The organism is Marinoscillum furvescens DSM 4134, from assembly GCF_003386095.1.
GTDB lineage: Bacteria > Bacteroidota > Bacteroidia > Cytophagales > Cyclobacteriaceae > Marinoscillum > Marinoscillum furvescens.
In genome coordinates, this window is record NZ_QREG01000020.1 from 82,117 (window position 1) to 99,208 (window position 17,092).

9 protein-coding genes are annotated in these 17,092 nt (G+C 46.6%); 4 read left to right on the forward strand and 5 right to left on the reverse strand.

Annotation, left to right across the window (positions count from 1 at the left end; translation table 11 throughout):
* Nucleotides 1-63: 63 nt before the first annotated feature.
* From C7460_RS24125 to C7460_RS17995, 4 genes are all read right to left on the reverse strand, one after another.
* Nucleotides 64-1,716, reverse strand: coding sequence for a type I restriction endonuclease (locus C7460_RS24125; protein ID WP_221409576.1), 1,653 nt, complete (start codon nt 1,714-1,716; stop codon nt 64-66).
* Nucleotides 1,713-3,131, reverse strand: a complete 1,419-nt coding sequence (locus tag C7460_RS17985; RefSeq protein ID WP_115869526.1) for a restriction endonuclease subunit S — start codon at nt 3,129-3,131, stop codon at nt 1,713-1,715. Before C7460_RS17985 ends, C7460_RS24125 begins: the two co-directional genes overlap by 4 nt.
* Entirely contained in the window at nt 3,128-5,344 is a 2,217-nt protein-coding gene (locus tag C7460_RS17990; protein ID WP_115869527.1) for a type I restriction-modification system subunit M, read from the reverse strand. The genes C7460_RS17985 and C7460_RS17990 overlap by 4 nt, the downstream gene beginning before the upstream one ends.
* Nucleotides 5,345-5,692: 348 nt before the next feature.
* Nucleotides 5,693-6,397 carry a hypothetical protein gene (locus C7460_RS17995; RefSeq protein ID WP_115869528.1) on the reverse strand — a complete coding sequence of 235 codons (705 nt, stop codon included), beginning with the start codon at nt 6,395-6,397 and terminating at the stop codon, nt 5,693-5,695.
* Nucleotides 6,398-6,871: 474 nt separating this feature from the next.
* On the opposite strand from C7460_RS17995, the gene C7460_RS18000 reads away from it, so the two are divergent.
* The 4 genes from C7460_RS18000 (at nt 6,872) to C7460_RS18015 (ending at nt 15,319) form a co-directional block, all read left to right on the forward strand.
* Entirely contained in the window at nt 6,872-7,501 is a 630-nt protein-coding gene (locus tag C7460_RS18000) for a helix-turn-helix domain-containing protein (RefSeq protein WP_170148090.1), read from the forward strand.
* A 220-nt stretch (nt 7,502-7,721) separates the two neighbouring features.
* Nucleotides 7,722-10,754 carry a carbohydrate-binding protein gene (locus C7460_RS18005; RefSeq protein WP_115869530.1) on the forward strand — a complete coding sequence of 1,011 codons (3,033 nt, stop codon included), beginning with the start codon at nt 7,722-7,724 and terminating at the stop codon, nt 10,752-10,754.
* 72 nt (nt 10,755-10,826) lie between these two features.
* A complete protein-coding gene (locus C7460_RS18010; RefSeq protein ID WP_115869531.1) occupies nt 10,827-12,752 on the forward strand; it encodes a carbohydrate-binding protein in 1,926 nt (641 codons plus the stop codon).
* 62 nt (nt 12,753-12,814) lie between these two features.
* The gene (locus tag C7460_RS18015) at nt 12,815-15,319 is read left to right on the forward strand and encodes a carbohydrate-binding protein (protein WP_115869532.1); all 2,505 of its coding nucleotides are present in this window, start codon (nt 12,815-12,817) and stop codon (nt 15,317-15,319) included.
* Nucleotides 15,320-15,445: 126 nt separating this feature from the next.
* Here the strand turns inward: C7460_RS18015 and C7460_RS18020 are convergent, their stop codons facing one another.
* On the reverse strand, nt 15,446-17,077 hold the full coding sequence (locus C7460_RS18020; protein ID WP_245986455.1) for an outer membrane protein assembly factor BamB family protein: 1,632 nt from the start codon (nt 17,075-17,077) through the stop codon (nt 15,446-15,448).
* Between the last annotated feature and the right edge of the window lie 15 nt (nt 17,078-17,092).

Here is a 17,092-nt window from a genome sequence, read left to right on the forward strand (position 1 = left end):
CAACTTTTTGGAGGCTCTTTTTTTATCGTAAAGTTGCGTGCTGCTGATCTCTTCACTTCCCTTTCAAATCTTGTAGTAGCTCTGGTAGGTAGTATACTTCTCCAATACGTCCAGGATGAACTCTTCGTCTATGGCTTGCTTCATGGAGTAGGTGTGAAAAGGGATGTATTTTTTATGTACTTCTCCATTTTCGTCCGTGTATTCCTGAGGTATACCAAAGGTTTCGAGGGTCTTGTTTTTAGGGGTGGCCGTAAAGGCAAAGTAGCTGGCATTTGCCAGCATCTTCCTGCTTTGGATCAGGTAGTTTAAGAGGTCTTCGGTGCTGATGGCTCCTTCTTCGTCTTTGGGTAGCTCTGCTAGCTGATTGCTGGCAAACAGGGCATTTAGGCTGGCTGCTGCCTGCCCGCTTTGGCTGCTGTGTGCCTCATCTATGATGATGGCCACCCTTTTTTCCTGCATGTCCTGCACCGCATTTAGCACAAATGGAAAAGTCTGTACCGTACAGATCATCAGCTTCTTATTATTGGCCAGAGCCAGGCGCATGTGGGTGGTCTTGCTAAATGACGTTTCGGTGGGGTCCAGCTCTTTGATGTCTTTTGCACTGCCTGTGATGGCTTCTACTACCTTTTTTACGTGAGAGAAACTCTTGATATTGGTTTTGATTTGTTTGTCAAGTACGGTTCTGTCCGTGACCACTACCACACAATCGAAAAGCGGCTGGGTGTTGGTTTTGTCATACAGACTCACCAGCTGATGGGCCAGCCACGTGATGGAATTGGACTTGCCCGAACCAGCACTATGTTGGATCAGGTAGCGCTGACCTACTCCTTTTTCTTTGGCATCTACCAGGAGCTTTCGCACCACGGTCAGCTGATGGTATCTGGGAAAAATCAGCTTTTTCTTGCTTTTTTTTGTTTTGGGGTCTACCTCTACTACCAGTTGGGCAAATTTTTCGATGATATTGGCCAGGCTGGATTTGGCCAGGACTTCATGCCAGAGGTACCAGGTTTTTAGTTTGTCTTTAGGGGCCGGGTTGCCAGCACCAAAGGGAGGGTGAGGGCTCCCGTCATTGAGGCCTTTATTGAAGGGGAGGAAGTTGTTGGTGCCATTTATGGTGGTACTCATGTATACCTCATCCGTGTCGGCAGCAAAATGCACCATGCACCTGGCAAAATGAAAGAGCTTGTCTTTGGCACTCCGGTCTTTGATGTACTGCCTGATCGCATTTTTTACTGCCTGTTGGGTAAAAGCGTTTTTCAGCTCCATCGTGATGATGGGTAGGCCATTGATGAAGATGACCAGATCCAGACGGTTTTTGTTGTTGTCGGCATAGATCAGCTCCTCGGTCACGGAGAAGATGTTGGCTTCATATTTTGCCTGATCTTTTCTATTGTAGCTGGAGTTTGGCTGTGGATAGAAAAGTGTGATGGTGCGGTCAAAAAACTTAACACCGCGCCGCAAGGTCTCTATGATGCCTTTCTCCTTGATCTTGCTGTCCAGGCGAGCTAAGAAAATACGCTCACCTTTCTTTTGGATCTCCTGGAAGGTGATGGGTTGGGTAGCTTCTATAAACTGCAACAGCTGGCCGGTATTGAGGCAAAACTCCCGATCAAATTCATTGGAAGTGGATGCTACATAGCCGTGTAGTTCTTGAAGTTCCCTGGTAATGAGTCTTTGAAAGCCTTTTTCTGATGTGTCGGTGCTGCCATGTATCATGCGTCTATTCCATTGCGTTTTACTTGATAATCCGCTGCTGGCTCAGCTGCCATACTTATTTGATCCTCCGATTCTTCATTGCTACGCCAGTTCCGCACATCGATCTTGCCTGTAACTGCCTCACTGATTAAAATCTGGCGATAGTCTTTGATCAATTCCATTTCTTTTTCAATTCTGGAAATGGCCTGTTCGATTTGAGATGTTTCAGTATCTATATTGTTAATAATAGCCTCCTGCTCATCAAGTGGGGGTAGTGCCAAATCAAAATTTTTAAGGTTTTGAAAATTTAAGCCTTCTCGACCACCACCATATTGATAAAACCATACTTGCTTTTGACCAACATTGGATGACAATACCAAATACAAGTATTTTGTAATGATATGATTAGTAGGTCGAATAATACAGACATGTTGATTGACATTCGCCTCCCCAAGTGTATCTGTTACAAAAAAACATCTGCCTATGGAACCACCAGTTATATTCAAAAGGACATCATTTTCCTTTACTTTAGACCCTTTCATTGAATTATGGACACTAGGATTAATTCTTGCCACATCCGAAAGGTCAATTCTATCAAAATGTATATTTTGACTTCTTAAAAGAGGAATTCCATCATTTGTGTAAACTGATGCCCCACCCTTAGGAGTAACTCCGCTACCAATTTTTTTTGTAATAAATTTCAACTTCTTCACCTCCCAGTGAGCCGGAATCTTACCTAACCATGCAACCCCTGAGTCTTTCATCTTCACATTGGGGTCGAGCCCTCTGGTCACTGCCTGATTGATGATGGCTTGCTTTTGCTCTTTGAGTACCTCAATTAACTGTTGTTTCTTGTCGAGAAACTTATCTATCAAGCGGCATTTGTGGTCGAGGAAATTGGCTATATGTGTTTGCTCTGGAAGAGGAGGAGAAGGAAGTTTTAGATTTTTTAGAAATCGACTCTGTATCTCGGTCTGATTTGTTGCACCTTGACCAATTGTTACCTCTATTAGAGAAAAGTTTATTGACAGAAAGTAATAAATAAATCTTTGATCGACTCTTCCTTTAGAGTCTCTTATTAAGGTAACATGGCTGTCAGCGACATAAAGAAAATTCGGATGGTATTGTTCGAATAAAAAGGTTTTCCCTAAAACTCCTCCTCCAGTTGATGCAAGTAATACATCGAACTGATTCACAACCCCACGACTCACTATTTTATCAGTATAACGAATAGAACTTTCATCCCAGTATCCTTTACTAAAAGTAGCCTGATTAACCACTTTTTTATTACTGTGATCCACATAATTTGGTGTCTCACCTCTGGAAATAAAATCAACCATATTTCTGAGTCTTCTGGCTTTCCAATGCTCAGGAATATCACCTAGCCAATCGATGGAGGTGGGTTTGTAGGTGGGGTATACTGGGTATCGGCTCATTCTACAATCTCTTTTAATAAACCTTCGGTTTCTTTTTCCAGAGCCATGATGTCTTTGGTGATCTCACTCAGACTTCTTAGGGGCTGGTATTTGTAAAAATGGCGGGTAAATGATATTTCATACCCAATGAGCGTTTTGTCATAGTCGATCCAGGCATCCGGTACATGTGGCAGTACTTCTTTTTCGAAGTATTCGTCAATATCCTCTGTAAGTGGTACCTGTTCTGAATCCCGAAGCTCGGCATCAGGTTCGTATATGATTGTAACGTCCCGGCCGGGCCTGGCTTTTTCTTTCTTTTTGATGACTTTTTCGGCTGATTCATCTTTCCAACTAAAAGCATTTAATAGTTGCTTTTTGGTGTCATTATCAGGTTTTATCCCATGCTTTTTATACGCTTTGTCTACGTCTTTTTTGAAGCTATTGAAATCGTCATAGCACGTATCCCCCAGTTCTGATTTTAACAGTCTGGCTACTTCTTGTATCTCCCGTTGCTTTTGCCAGAATTTGACGTCCAGTAGTTTTTTCTTATCTGCTGGCTTCACACTGATCTCGTTCTTTTCCCAATACTTGAAAATGGTCTCTTTGTGATCCGCCAGGTTTTCATATACCGCTTCACCAATTCGGCTGTAGATCCATTTCATTTCTTCCTGGAGCGCGGAGTGGAACATCAGCTCTTCAATGACTTCCTCTTTTAACTGAGCCTTTAAGCGAAGCGGTCTTTCTACGATGATTTTCTGATAGCCAAAATCTTCGTTGTTGAATATCTTAGATTGTTCTGTTTCTCTGAAGTCGAGGTATAATTGCGTGATCTGGTTGATGTGCTCGTCAGTAAGTTCATGAGATTTACTGCCAAGGCTTCTGCGCATCTTTTGATAAATCTCCGAAGCATCAATCAGCTGTATTTTGCCTTTTCTACGCTCAGGCTTTTTGTTGTTTAGGATAAATATGTAGGTATTGATGCCGGTGTTGTAAAACATGTTTTTAGGCAAACCTATGATGCAATCCAGCCAGTCATTTTCGATCAGCCATCTACGTATTTCACTTTCGCCACTGCCAGCATCACCGGTAAATAACGCTGAGCCATTGTGTACAGAAGCCACTCTGGAACCTAGTTCAGATCTTTTCTTCATTTTGTAAGCCATGTTGGACAGGAAGAGCAGCTGCCCATCACTACTGCGTGGTACGCCTTTGGTAAAGCGCAAGTCCAGTATCTTCTTCTTCTCACCGACAATGAAGTCCATATCCACCTTCCAGCTTTTGCCATACGGAGGATTGGAAAGCATAAAGTCAAATTCTTTATTAGGGAAGCCATCACGAGATAGGGTAGAGCCAAAGGCAATGTTTTCAGGGGATTCGCCTTTGATGAGCATATCTGATGTACAGATGGCATACGTTTCAGGGTTTACTTCCTGTCCGTAGAGATAGAATTTACATTTCTTTTCATTTGATATTTCCAGGGCAAAATCTTCTGACTCGGTGAGCATTCCACCCGAACCGCATGCTGGATCATAGATGGAGTAGGTACCATGCTCTTTGAGGTCATCTTTGATAGGCTCGAAGATTACATGCGTCATCAGTCTAATGATCTCTCTGGGAGTAAAGTGTTCTCCAGCTTCTTCGTTGTTTTCTTCATTAAACTTTCTGATCAGTTCTTCAAAAACATACCCCATACCCAGGTTGGTCAGTGGGGGAAGCTTTTCGCCTTTACTATTCTTTTTCTCAGTGGTGCTGAGGTTAATCTCGTTTGAGGTGAATTTTTCAATGAGGGAGTAGGTAATTCCTGCATCCTTCATGGTTTCCAGCTGGTTGCGAATCTTAAACTTGCTGATGATTTCCTGGACATTGTCGCTAAAGCCATCCAGGTATTCTTCCAGGTTGCTGTCTATATGGTCTGGATCTGACATCAGAGAGGCAAAAGGAAACTTAGCATCTTTAGGGCTGTTTAGGCCCATGGTAAATCTAGAGGTATTGAAGAAGGGATAACCAGTCTTGTTTTTTAATCCTTCTTTGCTGTCAATCTTATTATCGATCAGGAATTGATTAGCCTCTAGTACGGCTTCCTTAGTAGGCTCCAGCAATACGTCGAGCCTCCTTAGTACTGTGAAGGGGAGCATAATGTCACGGTATTTGCCTCTTACAAATACATCTCTCAGTACATCATCAGCAATGCCCCATATAAAATTGATTATCTGATTGTGTGACTTGTGATTCATATTCTCTTTTTGATTAGGTCCGCTGCCTCTGGCACCATTAATTGGTATTTTCGAATTGTGAGCATTGAGATAGTGTCTTGCGCTATCTCATTGAAAAATGTTGGAAAAATAGGCAATAATAACGGTATGGAAAACAAAAAAGGGAATCAGGGTGGAGGAATTCCGTGCCGGTGATTGCGATGGATGTAAGATTTTGGCTTACAGTCCTAAATGGTTTTCGCGCAGAGGCGCAATGCGTTGCGTATCTGCGTGCCACGTATTGTTTTTGCGTCTTTGCTACCACCGGAGGGTTATCCGGGTTATAGGTGGGTACAAAAAAAAACGCCCCGATGGGGCGTTTTTTGGTACTTAATGTTGGTGTACCGGTTCGGTATCTGTTTCTTCTGATTCCACAGGATCGGCTACACCAGGAAGGCGATAGCGATCTCGGCTTGCTGGCGAATCAAAAAACACATACTCAGCAGCGGCATTGAATGACTGAGTGAGATCGTAGAGTTCGTTGAGGCGGGTGATTCGTGCTTCAGTATCTACTTCGCGGTTGCCTTTCTTGGTTTCTTGAGCTTGCTGTGCCTGGCGCAGGGTTTCGGCTTGCGTAGGGATGCTATCCAGTAGTATTTCAGGTGTGTTTACGGCATCCAGTCCTGCCCGGTGTTCGGTGATGGTCTGGCTGAGGCTGGCAAAGAAAGCAATGGTGCCTTCCTGTGTAGCAGTGAGCTTACTGTAGCGGCCTATACCAAACTGGCGCTGGATGGCTTTTCGGTCAGGAAAAGCTTTCAGCACCCAGTAGCGCAATTGCTGGTAAAGGCGGTGAGCATTGTTGATTTCTGTTAGTAGCTTTTCGGTGTAATCTCCCAGACGGGCTACGTTCACCTCATCGCCACCTTCTTGCAGTGCCCAGGTGGTGAGTTCGTAGAGCTTGCCATGTTTGGTTTCACCCAGGTCAGGGTCAAAAGCCTGAAAGGTACTTAGGTCTTCATCTAAATAGCTGAGCACATTAGACGCATGCTGAAGGAGGATGTCATCAGCAAATCGGAAATTTCTAATTTGTTCCATAGTATTATACGTTATGTTAAAAGTTTGAATATAAGCACGGATGGCTCTCAACGCAAACAATTGTGAACAAAACGTTTGCTGTACTAGATTTCAGTACGTTGGTTAGAGACTTTGGTCTGTGGGGTGAAGGCTTCCCTGCATTGGTTGGAGGCTCCAGCAGATTTCATTCATGCATCATCGCTCAGATTGTCAAAACCGCATTATTTTCTGGTAAAAATTAAGATTAAGCTTGTTTTGAATGCTTATTCGGGTCATAAATTATGAGAATTGAATCATAAGTCATAGTCATGGAATGGTACTTAAAGTAGCATTGTAACTACGCCATAATACCTAAACCAATTAGTCAACCTTTAAACCTAAACTATGGCACAACTTATACTGATACACCCGAAGCATTGGCATTGTAGCAAGACTAGAATTTGGTGAGCTCTAGTGGTGCTTTTTTATTTGATGTCGGCAGGTACGAAAAAAGCGTTGAGAGACGTATGGTCATGGAGGTATGTTCTTGGCAGGCTCCTGGTCTATGGGTCTTTTGGGGCGGTAATGTCGGGGTGCTCGCTTCAGCTGAGTACTATAGAGGCCGGAGGGACCAGTTTTTCGCTGATCCTTTCGTCGCTGGCCATACTCATGGTTCTGGGTCTGGGAGTGGGGCTGGTTTATTACAAAAAAGTGTATGAGCACAAAATAAGGCAGCTTAAAAACTGGAATGAAGAGCGAAAAAAGTACCAACTCTCGTCGCTGGATCAGGAAGCCAGCCTGCTAACATTGCACAAGGTTCGCGAGTATTTGGAGTCGTCCAAAGTGTACCTGCAAGCAGACTTGAGTATTCAGGATGTGGCTACCGCGATAGATGTTCATCATCGCTATATATCACAGGCGATCAATGAAAACCTTGGGCAGGGATTCCGGCATTTTGTCAATACCTACCGTATTGCCGAGGTAAAACGCAGACTAAAGGATCCTGAATATAAAAGGTACACCATGGTGGCTATAGCCGAATCATGTGGGTTGAAATCGAAATCTACCTTTAATCGCACCTTCAAAAAAGTGACCGGACTGACGCCTTCTGAGTACCTGGAAAAGGAGTTTCCGGGTAGTGAATAGCTTTATTTTAGCTTATAACGCTTAATAGCGTATAAAAAACGAGTGTCATTTCAGGAATTGACACCATAAATGCCTTTTTTGGCACTTTTGGCCAGGTTTTAAAGTATATCTTGGGAGAGTGATCTAGTGGATGTCGGGGCAAAATAGCCCGAATTTATAGAGGCAATTAAGTGGTCTGCTATACACTCAGATTCACACCTAAACTAAAACCTAACAAAAGATGAAAAAACACTACTATTTCCCGCAAGGGGCCACCCGGCAGGTGAAGCCATTGCGCTTCATCCTGCTTGCCTTTGGCCTGTTGGTCGCCTTCTCTTCCAATGCTCAGTTTGTCCACCCGGGCATTTCGCACAAGCTGTCGGACCTGGATCGCATGAAATACATGGTGGAGGCAGGCATAGAACCCTGGGCCACCACTTTTCAAAACCTGAGCAACCACGGCCGGGCCAAGCATACCTACCAGGTCAATGTGGATCCTGCGCTCACTACTGAGTATAACTCTACCAGTGATGGCTGGTTTATCAATGACGGCACAGCTGCCTACTACAATGCCCTGATGTGGTACATCACTGGCGACAGCCGGCATGCGGACAAGGCCATAGAGATCTTCAACACCTGGAAAGGGCTGAAGCGCAACACCATGTCCATACCACTGAGTTCGGGGCGCATCTGGCGCATCATCGAAGCAGCCGAGATCATAGAGCATACCTACAATGGATGGGCTGCCAGCGATATTCAGGAGTTTAAAGACATGCTGGTGTATCCGGGGTACTCCAACACTACGGTGCCCACTGCCGCGATCAATAGCAATGACATTACCTTTTACTGGAAAGTATACCAGGGAGATCCGGCACGCCATGGCAACCAGGGACTGTTTGCCATGCGCACCATGATGGCCATGGCCATCTTCCTGGACAATGAGATCATGTATGACCGGGCACTGCGCTACTTGCAGGGGCTGCCGCACAGGTCCGATGACCTGGCGTATCCATCCGGACCTCCTATCAACAACAGCCAGAAGACTTCATGTGAGTATTTTGATGAGTTTACGCAAAATGGATTTGAGACCACCATTGAAGATTATGGCTTCAACGAAGTGATCAGCAACTATATCTACGAAAATGGCCAGTGTCAGGAGTCTTCCAGAGACCAGGCGCACGGTCTGGCGGGTGTTTCTACCATTGCTGTAATGTCTGAAATGGCCTGGAGTCAGGGCGATGACCTCTACGGCCACCTCAACAACCGTCCGTTACTGGGCCTTGAGTTTTACTACCGGTACAACCTGAGCTATGCCAATAGCTACCCGGACCAGCCTACACCCTGGGAGCCTACAGTAGCGTCAGGAGAGTATATCGAAAGGACAGACCGATCCGGGCGCTGGAAGTCATTGAAAATCAATCCGTATCTGGTGTGTGATGACACCCGAATAGAGCGCGGGCAACACAACCTGCAGCCGGTTTACGAAATGAACCTGGGACACTATCGAGACAGGCTGCAACTGCCTGCAGCCGACTACAAGTGGTTGCAGCGTGGGCATGACTACCTCACTGCTCAAATAGGCGTGGAGGGAGAAGGTACGGTAACCGATCACCCGGGGTATGGCGGGCTGAAGTTTCGCCGGGTAAGCCCTGGTGACCCAATCAGTGGCTTTGATGCCAATGGGCTGCCAATTTATGCCATGAATGTGCTGCCTATGACCATAGAGGCTGAAAACTTTGACTACTTTGCTACCAGTGGTGAAGATCGGGTATACAACGATACAGGCGCAGGCAACAACGGCGGTGCCTACCGTACCGATGAAAATGTGGACGTGGAAGTCGCCTCAGAAGGTGGGTATAACATCGGGTGGATAGACGCTGGAGAATTTCTCACCTACACCGTATATGTACCAGTCACTGGAAATTACGATATCTCAGTGAAATACGCGGCGCCTAATTCAGGAGGACAAATTAAAGTCTCTTCTGATGGAGTAGACAAAACCGGGAATGTTGCGCTCAAAGCAACAGGAAATTGGCAGGTGTATACCGATACAGTTCTGGTGCAAGGCGTCACTTTGAATCAGGGTGTCCAAAGCATGCGTGTGGACATGGTGAGTGGAGGATTTAACCTCAACAGCATCACCATCAACAATGCCGGTGGAAGCTGCGCAAGCAGCAACCTGGCCCTTTGTGGTACCGCATCACAATCCAGCACCGGTCATGGAGGTGTAGCCGAGCGCGCCATCGATGGCAATACCAATGGAGCCTGGTCAGGAAACTCTGTCACGCATACGAATAGCGAAACCAATCCCTGGTGGGAAGTGGCGTTGGATACCACCTATGATATCGGTGATATCAACATCTTCAACCGCACGGATGGTTGTTGTAAAGCACGCTTAAGCAACTTTACCGTTTCCGTACTTGACGGTAGTACCACCACCTTTTCACAGACTTTTACGACTTTTCCAGATCCGTCCATTACCGTAAATGCTGGAGGTGCTACGGGTAGTGTGGTACGTGTTCAGTTAAACGATACGAATCCGCTATCACTAGCAGAAGTAGAGGTATATCAAGACCCGGGCGTGGTGACGAATACGCTTACCATACAAGAAAACACAACTGGGTTTTGCTCCGTGGATGGTACCGTAGACAGCAACAATGCAGGCTATACCGGGACGGGCTTTGCCAATACAGCCAATGCACTGGGCAATGGTGTGAATTGGGAGATCGACGGTGCCGCTGGAGACTATACTTTCCGCTGGAGGTATGCCAGTTCTTCAGACAGACCTGCAGACCTCATCGTCAATGGCGTGACCGAGTCTTCAAATATTGCTTTTAACTCCACCGGATCGTGGACGACCTGGACTTCTACGGCAGATGTGACTGTAACACTCGCGGCTGGTGCCAAAACTATCCGATTGGAAGGAGTGACCAGTTCTGGCCTGGCAAATATTGATTACCTCGAAGTAACAGGGCCCAATGCTGCTGTAGTGAGCTGTAGCGGTGGTGCCCGGGTAGTCAGCGAGATGAAGCAAAACAGCGAGGTGAAAGTCTTTCCAAACCCGGTCGAAGATCACTTAACTCTTGTCAGCCCGGCTGGAATGTATCACAAGTACCAGGTGCTCAATATCGATGGTAAGCAGTTGCTGAAAGGCAACCTTAACGTAGAGGCAACCGAGCTTTCAATAGACCTGAGCACACTTCAGAGTGGCCTGTACATTTTGAGGCTGGAGGGTGGCGATACCTCTCAACAACTGAAACTAATCAAGAAATAAAGATCCATGCCGGGGTGGAGCATTTTCCACCCCGGTATATCAACCTAAACTAGTTATTACCTAAACTCAACAATGATGAAAAGAGCGAAATGCGGCGTAGTAGCCATTCTTGCCTTCTTGCTAATGGCAAGCTTATCGGCAGTAGGTCAGACCTACATTACTCATGATTTTAATGATGGCACTTTTGGACCTTATGAGGTCAATAAGGCCGATCAGCAATCCAGAGTCTACATCATGAACAATGCTGTAGAAACCCATTGGGACCAGACCCTTTATAACGGGACCAACTCTGGCCGGAAGGCCCAGTTTAGACCCATCAATGATATCATCTTTACTCAACACATCTGGATGGGGCTGCGCATCAAAATCCACAATGATTATATGGCTCAGAACACCAATACACATGCGGGACTCATGCAAATCTGGGGCTACAACGGGCAGACCGGAGCAGCTAATCACATGTGTATGCTCAAGTTTGATGGGCGCAATGGGGGTGCGCTGGTTTGGCAGCATCGCTACAATAGCGTGGCAAATAAAACCCACATCCTGGTAGAGCCTAACTTTCCGAGGGAGCAGTTTGTGGATGTAATTGTACATGTGAAGTTGGCGGAGTACAACAAAGGAACGGTGCAAATATGGGTAGACGGAGTGCTTAAAGTGGATGTAAACAACCAAACCATCGGCTGGGGAGAAATGGACTCCAGCGGAATGATCAATGGGACGCATTGCTTCGGTACGTCTTTGGGACAGTACAACTATCTAGAAAATGCCGGCTATGACGATGCCTACGATGGCACCAACATCTGGTTTGATGGTCACATGGCTGGAGAAACACGTACGGTGACTTATGACAATGTATCGCTCTACAACGGAGCCGATGGATACAACATGGTTGACCCGGCACAGACCAGCAGTCCGCCAGCCCCTTGCACCAGTACCAATATTGCGCTATGTGGTACGGCTGCACAGTCAAGTACTGGATATGGCGGAGATGCTGCGCGTGCAATAGATGGCAATACCAATGGCGCCTGGTCTGGCAACTCAGTTACCCATACCAATAATGAGGCTAACCCATGGTGGGAAGTAACGCTGACCGATACCTATACCATTGACGATATCAACATATTCAACCGCACCGACAACTGCTGCAAAGCGCGTCTGTCTAATTTCACGGTCTCTGTATTAGATGGCAGCACTACCACGTTTTCTCAGTCTTTTACCACCTATCCGGATCCTTCTCAGGCCATCACAGTAGGTGGGGCGGTAGGAAACAAAGTCCGTGTGCAGCTCAACGATACCAACCCGCTTTCGCTGGCTGAGGTAGAAGTTTTTGGCAGTACAGTAAGTTGTCCTTCATTTTCAACAGTCCAGGCTGAAAGCTTCAATTCCATGTCTGGGATTGTAGATGAAGGCACCAACATCGGATACATCCACGATGGAGACTGGGCGATGTATAGCAACATTGACCTGAGCTGTGCTACAGATTTTGAAGTGCGGGCATCCAGCCAAACGAGTGGTGGAAACATGGAGATCAGAACTGGAAGTCCCACAGGCACACTTTTGGGTACCGTGAGCATTCCGGGCACAGGCAGCTGGGGTAATTATAGCAACTTCAGTACCACGATAAGTGGAGCTAGTGGTGTGCAAGATGTATACCTGGTATTTACTGGTGGTAGTGGTTATCTGTTCAATGTAGACTGGTTTAAGTTTAGTGACGGATCTGGTGCCCGACGCGCTGAGTCCATCGCTGATACCAAAGCCACACAACTGCAGGTATATCCAAACCCGGTGCGTGACCAGCTAAAGGTTGATTTAGGCACGGGGGGGTTTCAGCAGTATGTCGTCTATGACCTGAATGGTAAGGCCGTTCGCTCCGGAGCGATAGCCAGTGACCGTCAGCACCTGGAGATAGACGTAGAGGACTTACACCAGGGCATTTACCTGTTGCATGTCATTGGAAAGACTTCCAACCAGCAGTTGAAGATCATCAAGCAATAAGGGATTTCTGGAAGGTGATGTCTACATCACCTTCCTTGAATTGTTTTTAACGAATTACTCAAATGAAAACAAGTAAATCTTCTTATAGCATTCCAATGATAAGATCTTTTGGAATGCTAATCCTGGTGCTGCTTTTGGCTGCATCCGGTGCGTACGCCCAAACGGTGGTGAATTCGCTTAGCGCCTTGAAGCCTTATTTGGATGACGACAATGTGAATGTGAAGCTGGCAGCGGGCACCTACACCATAGATGCTGCAGATATAGCCAGCGGGGCATGGGGCTACACGCCTCATCCAGACATTACCTATGCCAAATCTGTAATGCTCGTTTCAGGGTCTAATAGCATCTATGATTTTACAGACGTCACAATTCTTTTTAACTCCGATTTGTTTACCACATTTGGTAATGTAGATGTCTGGGAACTACATGTGACAGGGAGCAATACAACAGTGAAAAACCTTACGATGGTGGATAATGGAACCGTAGATGACGCACCACGCAGAGGAGTGACCAATGTGGTGATCGATGGGGCCAACAATGTGGTGGAAGGCTTTCATGTGACTGCCAAGGGTTCGTTTCCCTATGCCTATGGAGACAGCTTTGGGAAAGGGAGCGGCTCCACGATAAGACCTAAAAAGCATAGCGGTATTTTGATCAGGGGTGACTATAACACCCTCAGAAATACTACCCTCATCCAAAGGGCTTTTGGTCACTGCCTGTTCATGCAGGCAGCCAATCATCCAACGATCGAAGGATGCTATGTAGAAGGTGAAATGCGGTCTACGGATGATATGTGGACCGAGGAGGGCACAGGCTCTCCCGCAGATCAGGTCAATTTTATGACCGTTTGGGGGTATGAGCTTCCGCGTGGGTACATGAAAGCTTTGTGTGAAGAAGGTATTCGTTCTTACAATGCTGGTGAGACCATTATCAATGGGCAGTACATTAGTGCCAGAGGAACCAATGACATTACTTTGAAAAATACCACCGTCAAGAATGCCAGAGGTGGTTGCTCCATTGTATTGTCTTCCGGTACTCATCATGTGGAAGGCATTACGTTGCTAGGCTGTGAGTTTGGGTTTTCTCCACACTCCACTCAACTCATCAACTGTGCCGCTGATGCAATCTACGGACCGGCCTATATGAATGCCTATGACGACAAACGAAATACGGTCACCGGTGATTTAACTATACTGCCGCCAAGTGATGCTTACTACAATGGTAGTGGAGTGGTCGCGTTTTTTGGTGGAGAAAATGGCAATATCACTTTGCACAATGGAGGTGGACCTGTTGAGCCCGGATTGGAAATTCGGGTAGGTGGGCAAACCGACAATGTCGCGCAATTGGGGGATCCGCCACATACGGGTTCTGGAAATACCGTTGACAACAGAACACTCTATCCGGTGGTAATTGCTTCTGGTAGTAATAATAACAATGTGACCTCCTGCGGTGCGGTTACGGACAATGGCAGTAGCAATACAGTCTCCAATTCAACGAATTGTGGAGTAAACATTGCTTTGGGCAAAAGCGCATCGCAATCGTCTACAGGCTATGGCGGTGTGGCATCCAGAGCAGTAGATGGAGATACCAATGGCGCCTGGTCTGGCAACTCCGTTACCCATACCAACAGCGAAACGAACCCCTGGTGGGAAGTAGACCTGAGTGGTGATTACAGCGTTGACGACATTGTGATCTACAACCGAACGGATAATTGCTGTAAGTCACGACTGTCCAATTTTACGGTCTCTGTACTGGATGGCAGTATCACTACCTTTTCACAGAGTTACACAACGTATCCAGATCCTTCGCTGACCATCAATGTAGGCGGTATTGTCGGGAATAAAGTCCGCGTGCAGCTCAACGATACCAACCCACTTTCACTGGCTGAGGTAGAGGTTTTTGGCAGTTCGGCGAGCTGTGCAACTTTCTCTACTATTCAGGCTGAAAGTTTTACGAGTATGTCAGGAATTGTGGATGAGGGTACTAATATTGGTTACATCCATGATGGAGACTGGGCCATGTACAGCAATGTCAACCTGACGTGTGCTACAAATGTGGACATAAGGGCATCCAGCAAGACAAGCGGCGGTAATGTAGAAGTGCGATTGGGAAGTCCTACAGGAACTTTAATTGGTACGGTTGCGGTAACCGGAACCGGTAATTGGGGAAACTATTCCATCTTCAGTGCTGCCATATCAGGAGCTTCGGGTGTGCAGGATGTATACCTGGTATTTACTGGCGGTAGTGGCTATCTGTTCAATGTAGATTGGTTTGAGTTTAGTGACGGATCTGGTGCCAGACGCGCTGAGTCCATTGCAGGTCCTAAGGCCGCAAAGGTGCAGGTATATCCAAACCCGGTGCGTGATCAGTTAAAAGTTGATTTAGGTACGGGAGATTTTCAGCAGTATGTCGTCTGTGACCTGAATGGTAAGGCCGTTCGCTCCGGAGCGATAGCCAGTGACCTTCAGCACCTGTCGGTTGACGTAACGGACTTACACAAGGGCATTTACCTGTTGAATGTCATTGGAAACACTTCCAACCAGCAATTGAAGGTTGTTAAATACTAATCAGTTGGAAGATCGAATGATGCTCCGCTACCATTAGTCGGGGCTGAACCGATCCCGGTAAAAGCAAACCCCTGAACGCTCATGAAGCTTTCAGGGGTTTTTGACACTTCGTTAATACTCTAGGCTTTATTTCCCCACGCAAATCAACTGCTTACTGGTACGGTGATAAAGTTTCCCATCAGCATAGGAGGGTGCATTGAGTGTCCAGGTTTTCCCTTTTGGGCCCAGGTCACTGACGCTTAGGAGTGCATTTTCATCAAACGCGTCTGCTGAAGTATCAAAGCAGTACACCATGCCTGACATAGTGGTATAAAAGAGCTTGTTGTTGATCACAATGGGATTGCCGTTAAAATTCCACACCCAGCCATCGCGCTGTGAGCGCTTGTCAAAGGCTACATCCAGTTCACGAATGTTCTTGGTTTCGGTTTTCAAATCCTGTTTCCAGAGATACTGTTTTTCATCATTCACCAGGTCGTATTGCACAGGAACCTCCAGGTATTCCACCTTTTGGGTTTTCAGGTCTACCCGAGCAAATGAATATTCGGGTACGGCATTGGCCATGCGATACCCTCTGGTAGGTTTAAAACACATAAAGTAGCATTTGTCATCCACAATGATGTTGCTATACCATGCCGGAAAAACAAACGATGTATCACTGAAATGGTGGTTTTCCAGCCGGGTATACTGCTGTGTGGTGGTGTCGTAGGTATGTACGGTTACCTGGTCTACGAGCGATATTTTGTCAATCAACTCACCGGTCTGGGCATCGACCTGATGGATTACGTTTTCCCTTTCGGTAAACCACAAGGCTTTTTTGGGTGTCCAGGTGGCATTGTACATGGCCATGCCTTCATCTGTTTCGTATCGCCAAAGGGTTGTGCCATTGCGCAGGTCTACCAGTGAGTAACCCATTGGCGCTTCGGGTACCTTATGGTGCGCACCTCTGCCGATGAGCATAGCGGGCACGCCATCAGCCGTGGTATTGAAAACCGGAGTACAGTAGTGCGTGACGCCATCTTCGGAAATCCACCTGACTTCACCGGTAATTTTGTCGAGCCCATAGAGGTAGTTCCATCCGTATTCACGTGTACCATCTTCGCTCATGTAAGATTCCATATTGATGAGCAGATCTCCATGCAGTATGGGTTCAAATTGCTTGTTAAACGGATAGTGGGTTTTACCAATATGATCCACAGGTTTCCAGGCGCGTTCCCATAGTGGATTGCCTGCAAAATCGTAGCAGACGATTTTGCCACTTGCGTTGAAAAACCAGACCTTTTCGCCATCCGTCACAGGTGCGGGGGTGGTGCTGTCACTAAATCCATAGAAATAGGGACTTTTGGTGGTACCTACAATTTCTCTTTGCCATAGAATCTCCTGGCTTTTTGCATCGATGCACAGCGCCAGGATAGTATGGGTTTGTCGCTCTTTTTTCTCAGGCACTTCATACAGCGGCTTCATCACCGTAAGGAAAATGTGATCACCCCAAATGGTGATTCCACCTTGACCCACCTCGAGCAGGTCCATGGTCCATATAATGTTTTGACCGGTACGCACGCTAAACTCATGGGGAATCGGCTGATCGGTGGTTACTTTCCAGCTGCCGTTCGGGCCGGCAGATTGGGGCCAGTTTTCAGAGCGCTCTACCGTAGGTACTAGCTGCTGGCAGTTGGTGAGCAGGCTTACGAGCAACACGGCAAATGTCATGCGTACGATGTAGGTCAAGGGAGAAGCTAGTAGTGTCATAAGGTTGTTCATTGGCTGTCAAATTTG

Excerpts from the sequence above, each read along its gene's own strand:
- C7460_RS24125 (WP_221409576.1), bottom strand. The coding sequence starts at position 1,716 with ATGATACATGGCAGCACCGACACATCAGAAAAAGGCTTTCAAAGACTC.
- C7460_RS17985 (WP_115869526.1), bottom strand. The coding sequence starts at position 3,131 with ATGAGCCGATACCCAGTATACCCCACCTACAAACCCACCTCCATCGAT.
- C7460_RS17990 (WP_115869527.1), bottom strand. The coding sequence starts at position 5,344 with ATGAATCACAAGTCACACAATCAGATAATCAATTTTATATGGGGCATT.
- C7460_RS17995 (WP_115869528.1), bottom strand. The coding sequence starts at position 6,397 with ATGGAACAAATTAGAAATTTCCGATTTGCTGATGACATCCTCCTTCAG.
- C7460_RS18005 (WP_115869530.1), top strand. The coding sequence starts at position 7,722 with ATGAAAAAACACTACTATTTCCCGCAAGGGGCCACCCGGCAGGTGAAG.
- C7460_RS18010 (WP_115869531.1), top strand. The coding sequence starts at position 10,827 with ATGATGAAAAGAGCGAAATGCGGCGTAGTAGCCATTCTTGCCTTCTTG.
- C7460_RS18015 (WP_115869532.1), top strand. The coding sequence starts at position 12,815 with ATGAAAACAAGTAAATCTTCTTATAGCATTCCAATGATAAGATCTTTT.
- C7460_RS18020 (WP_245986455.1), bottom strand. The coding sequence starts at position 17,077 with ATGAACAACCTTATGACACTACTAGCTTCTCCCTTGACCTACATCGTA.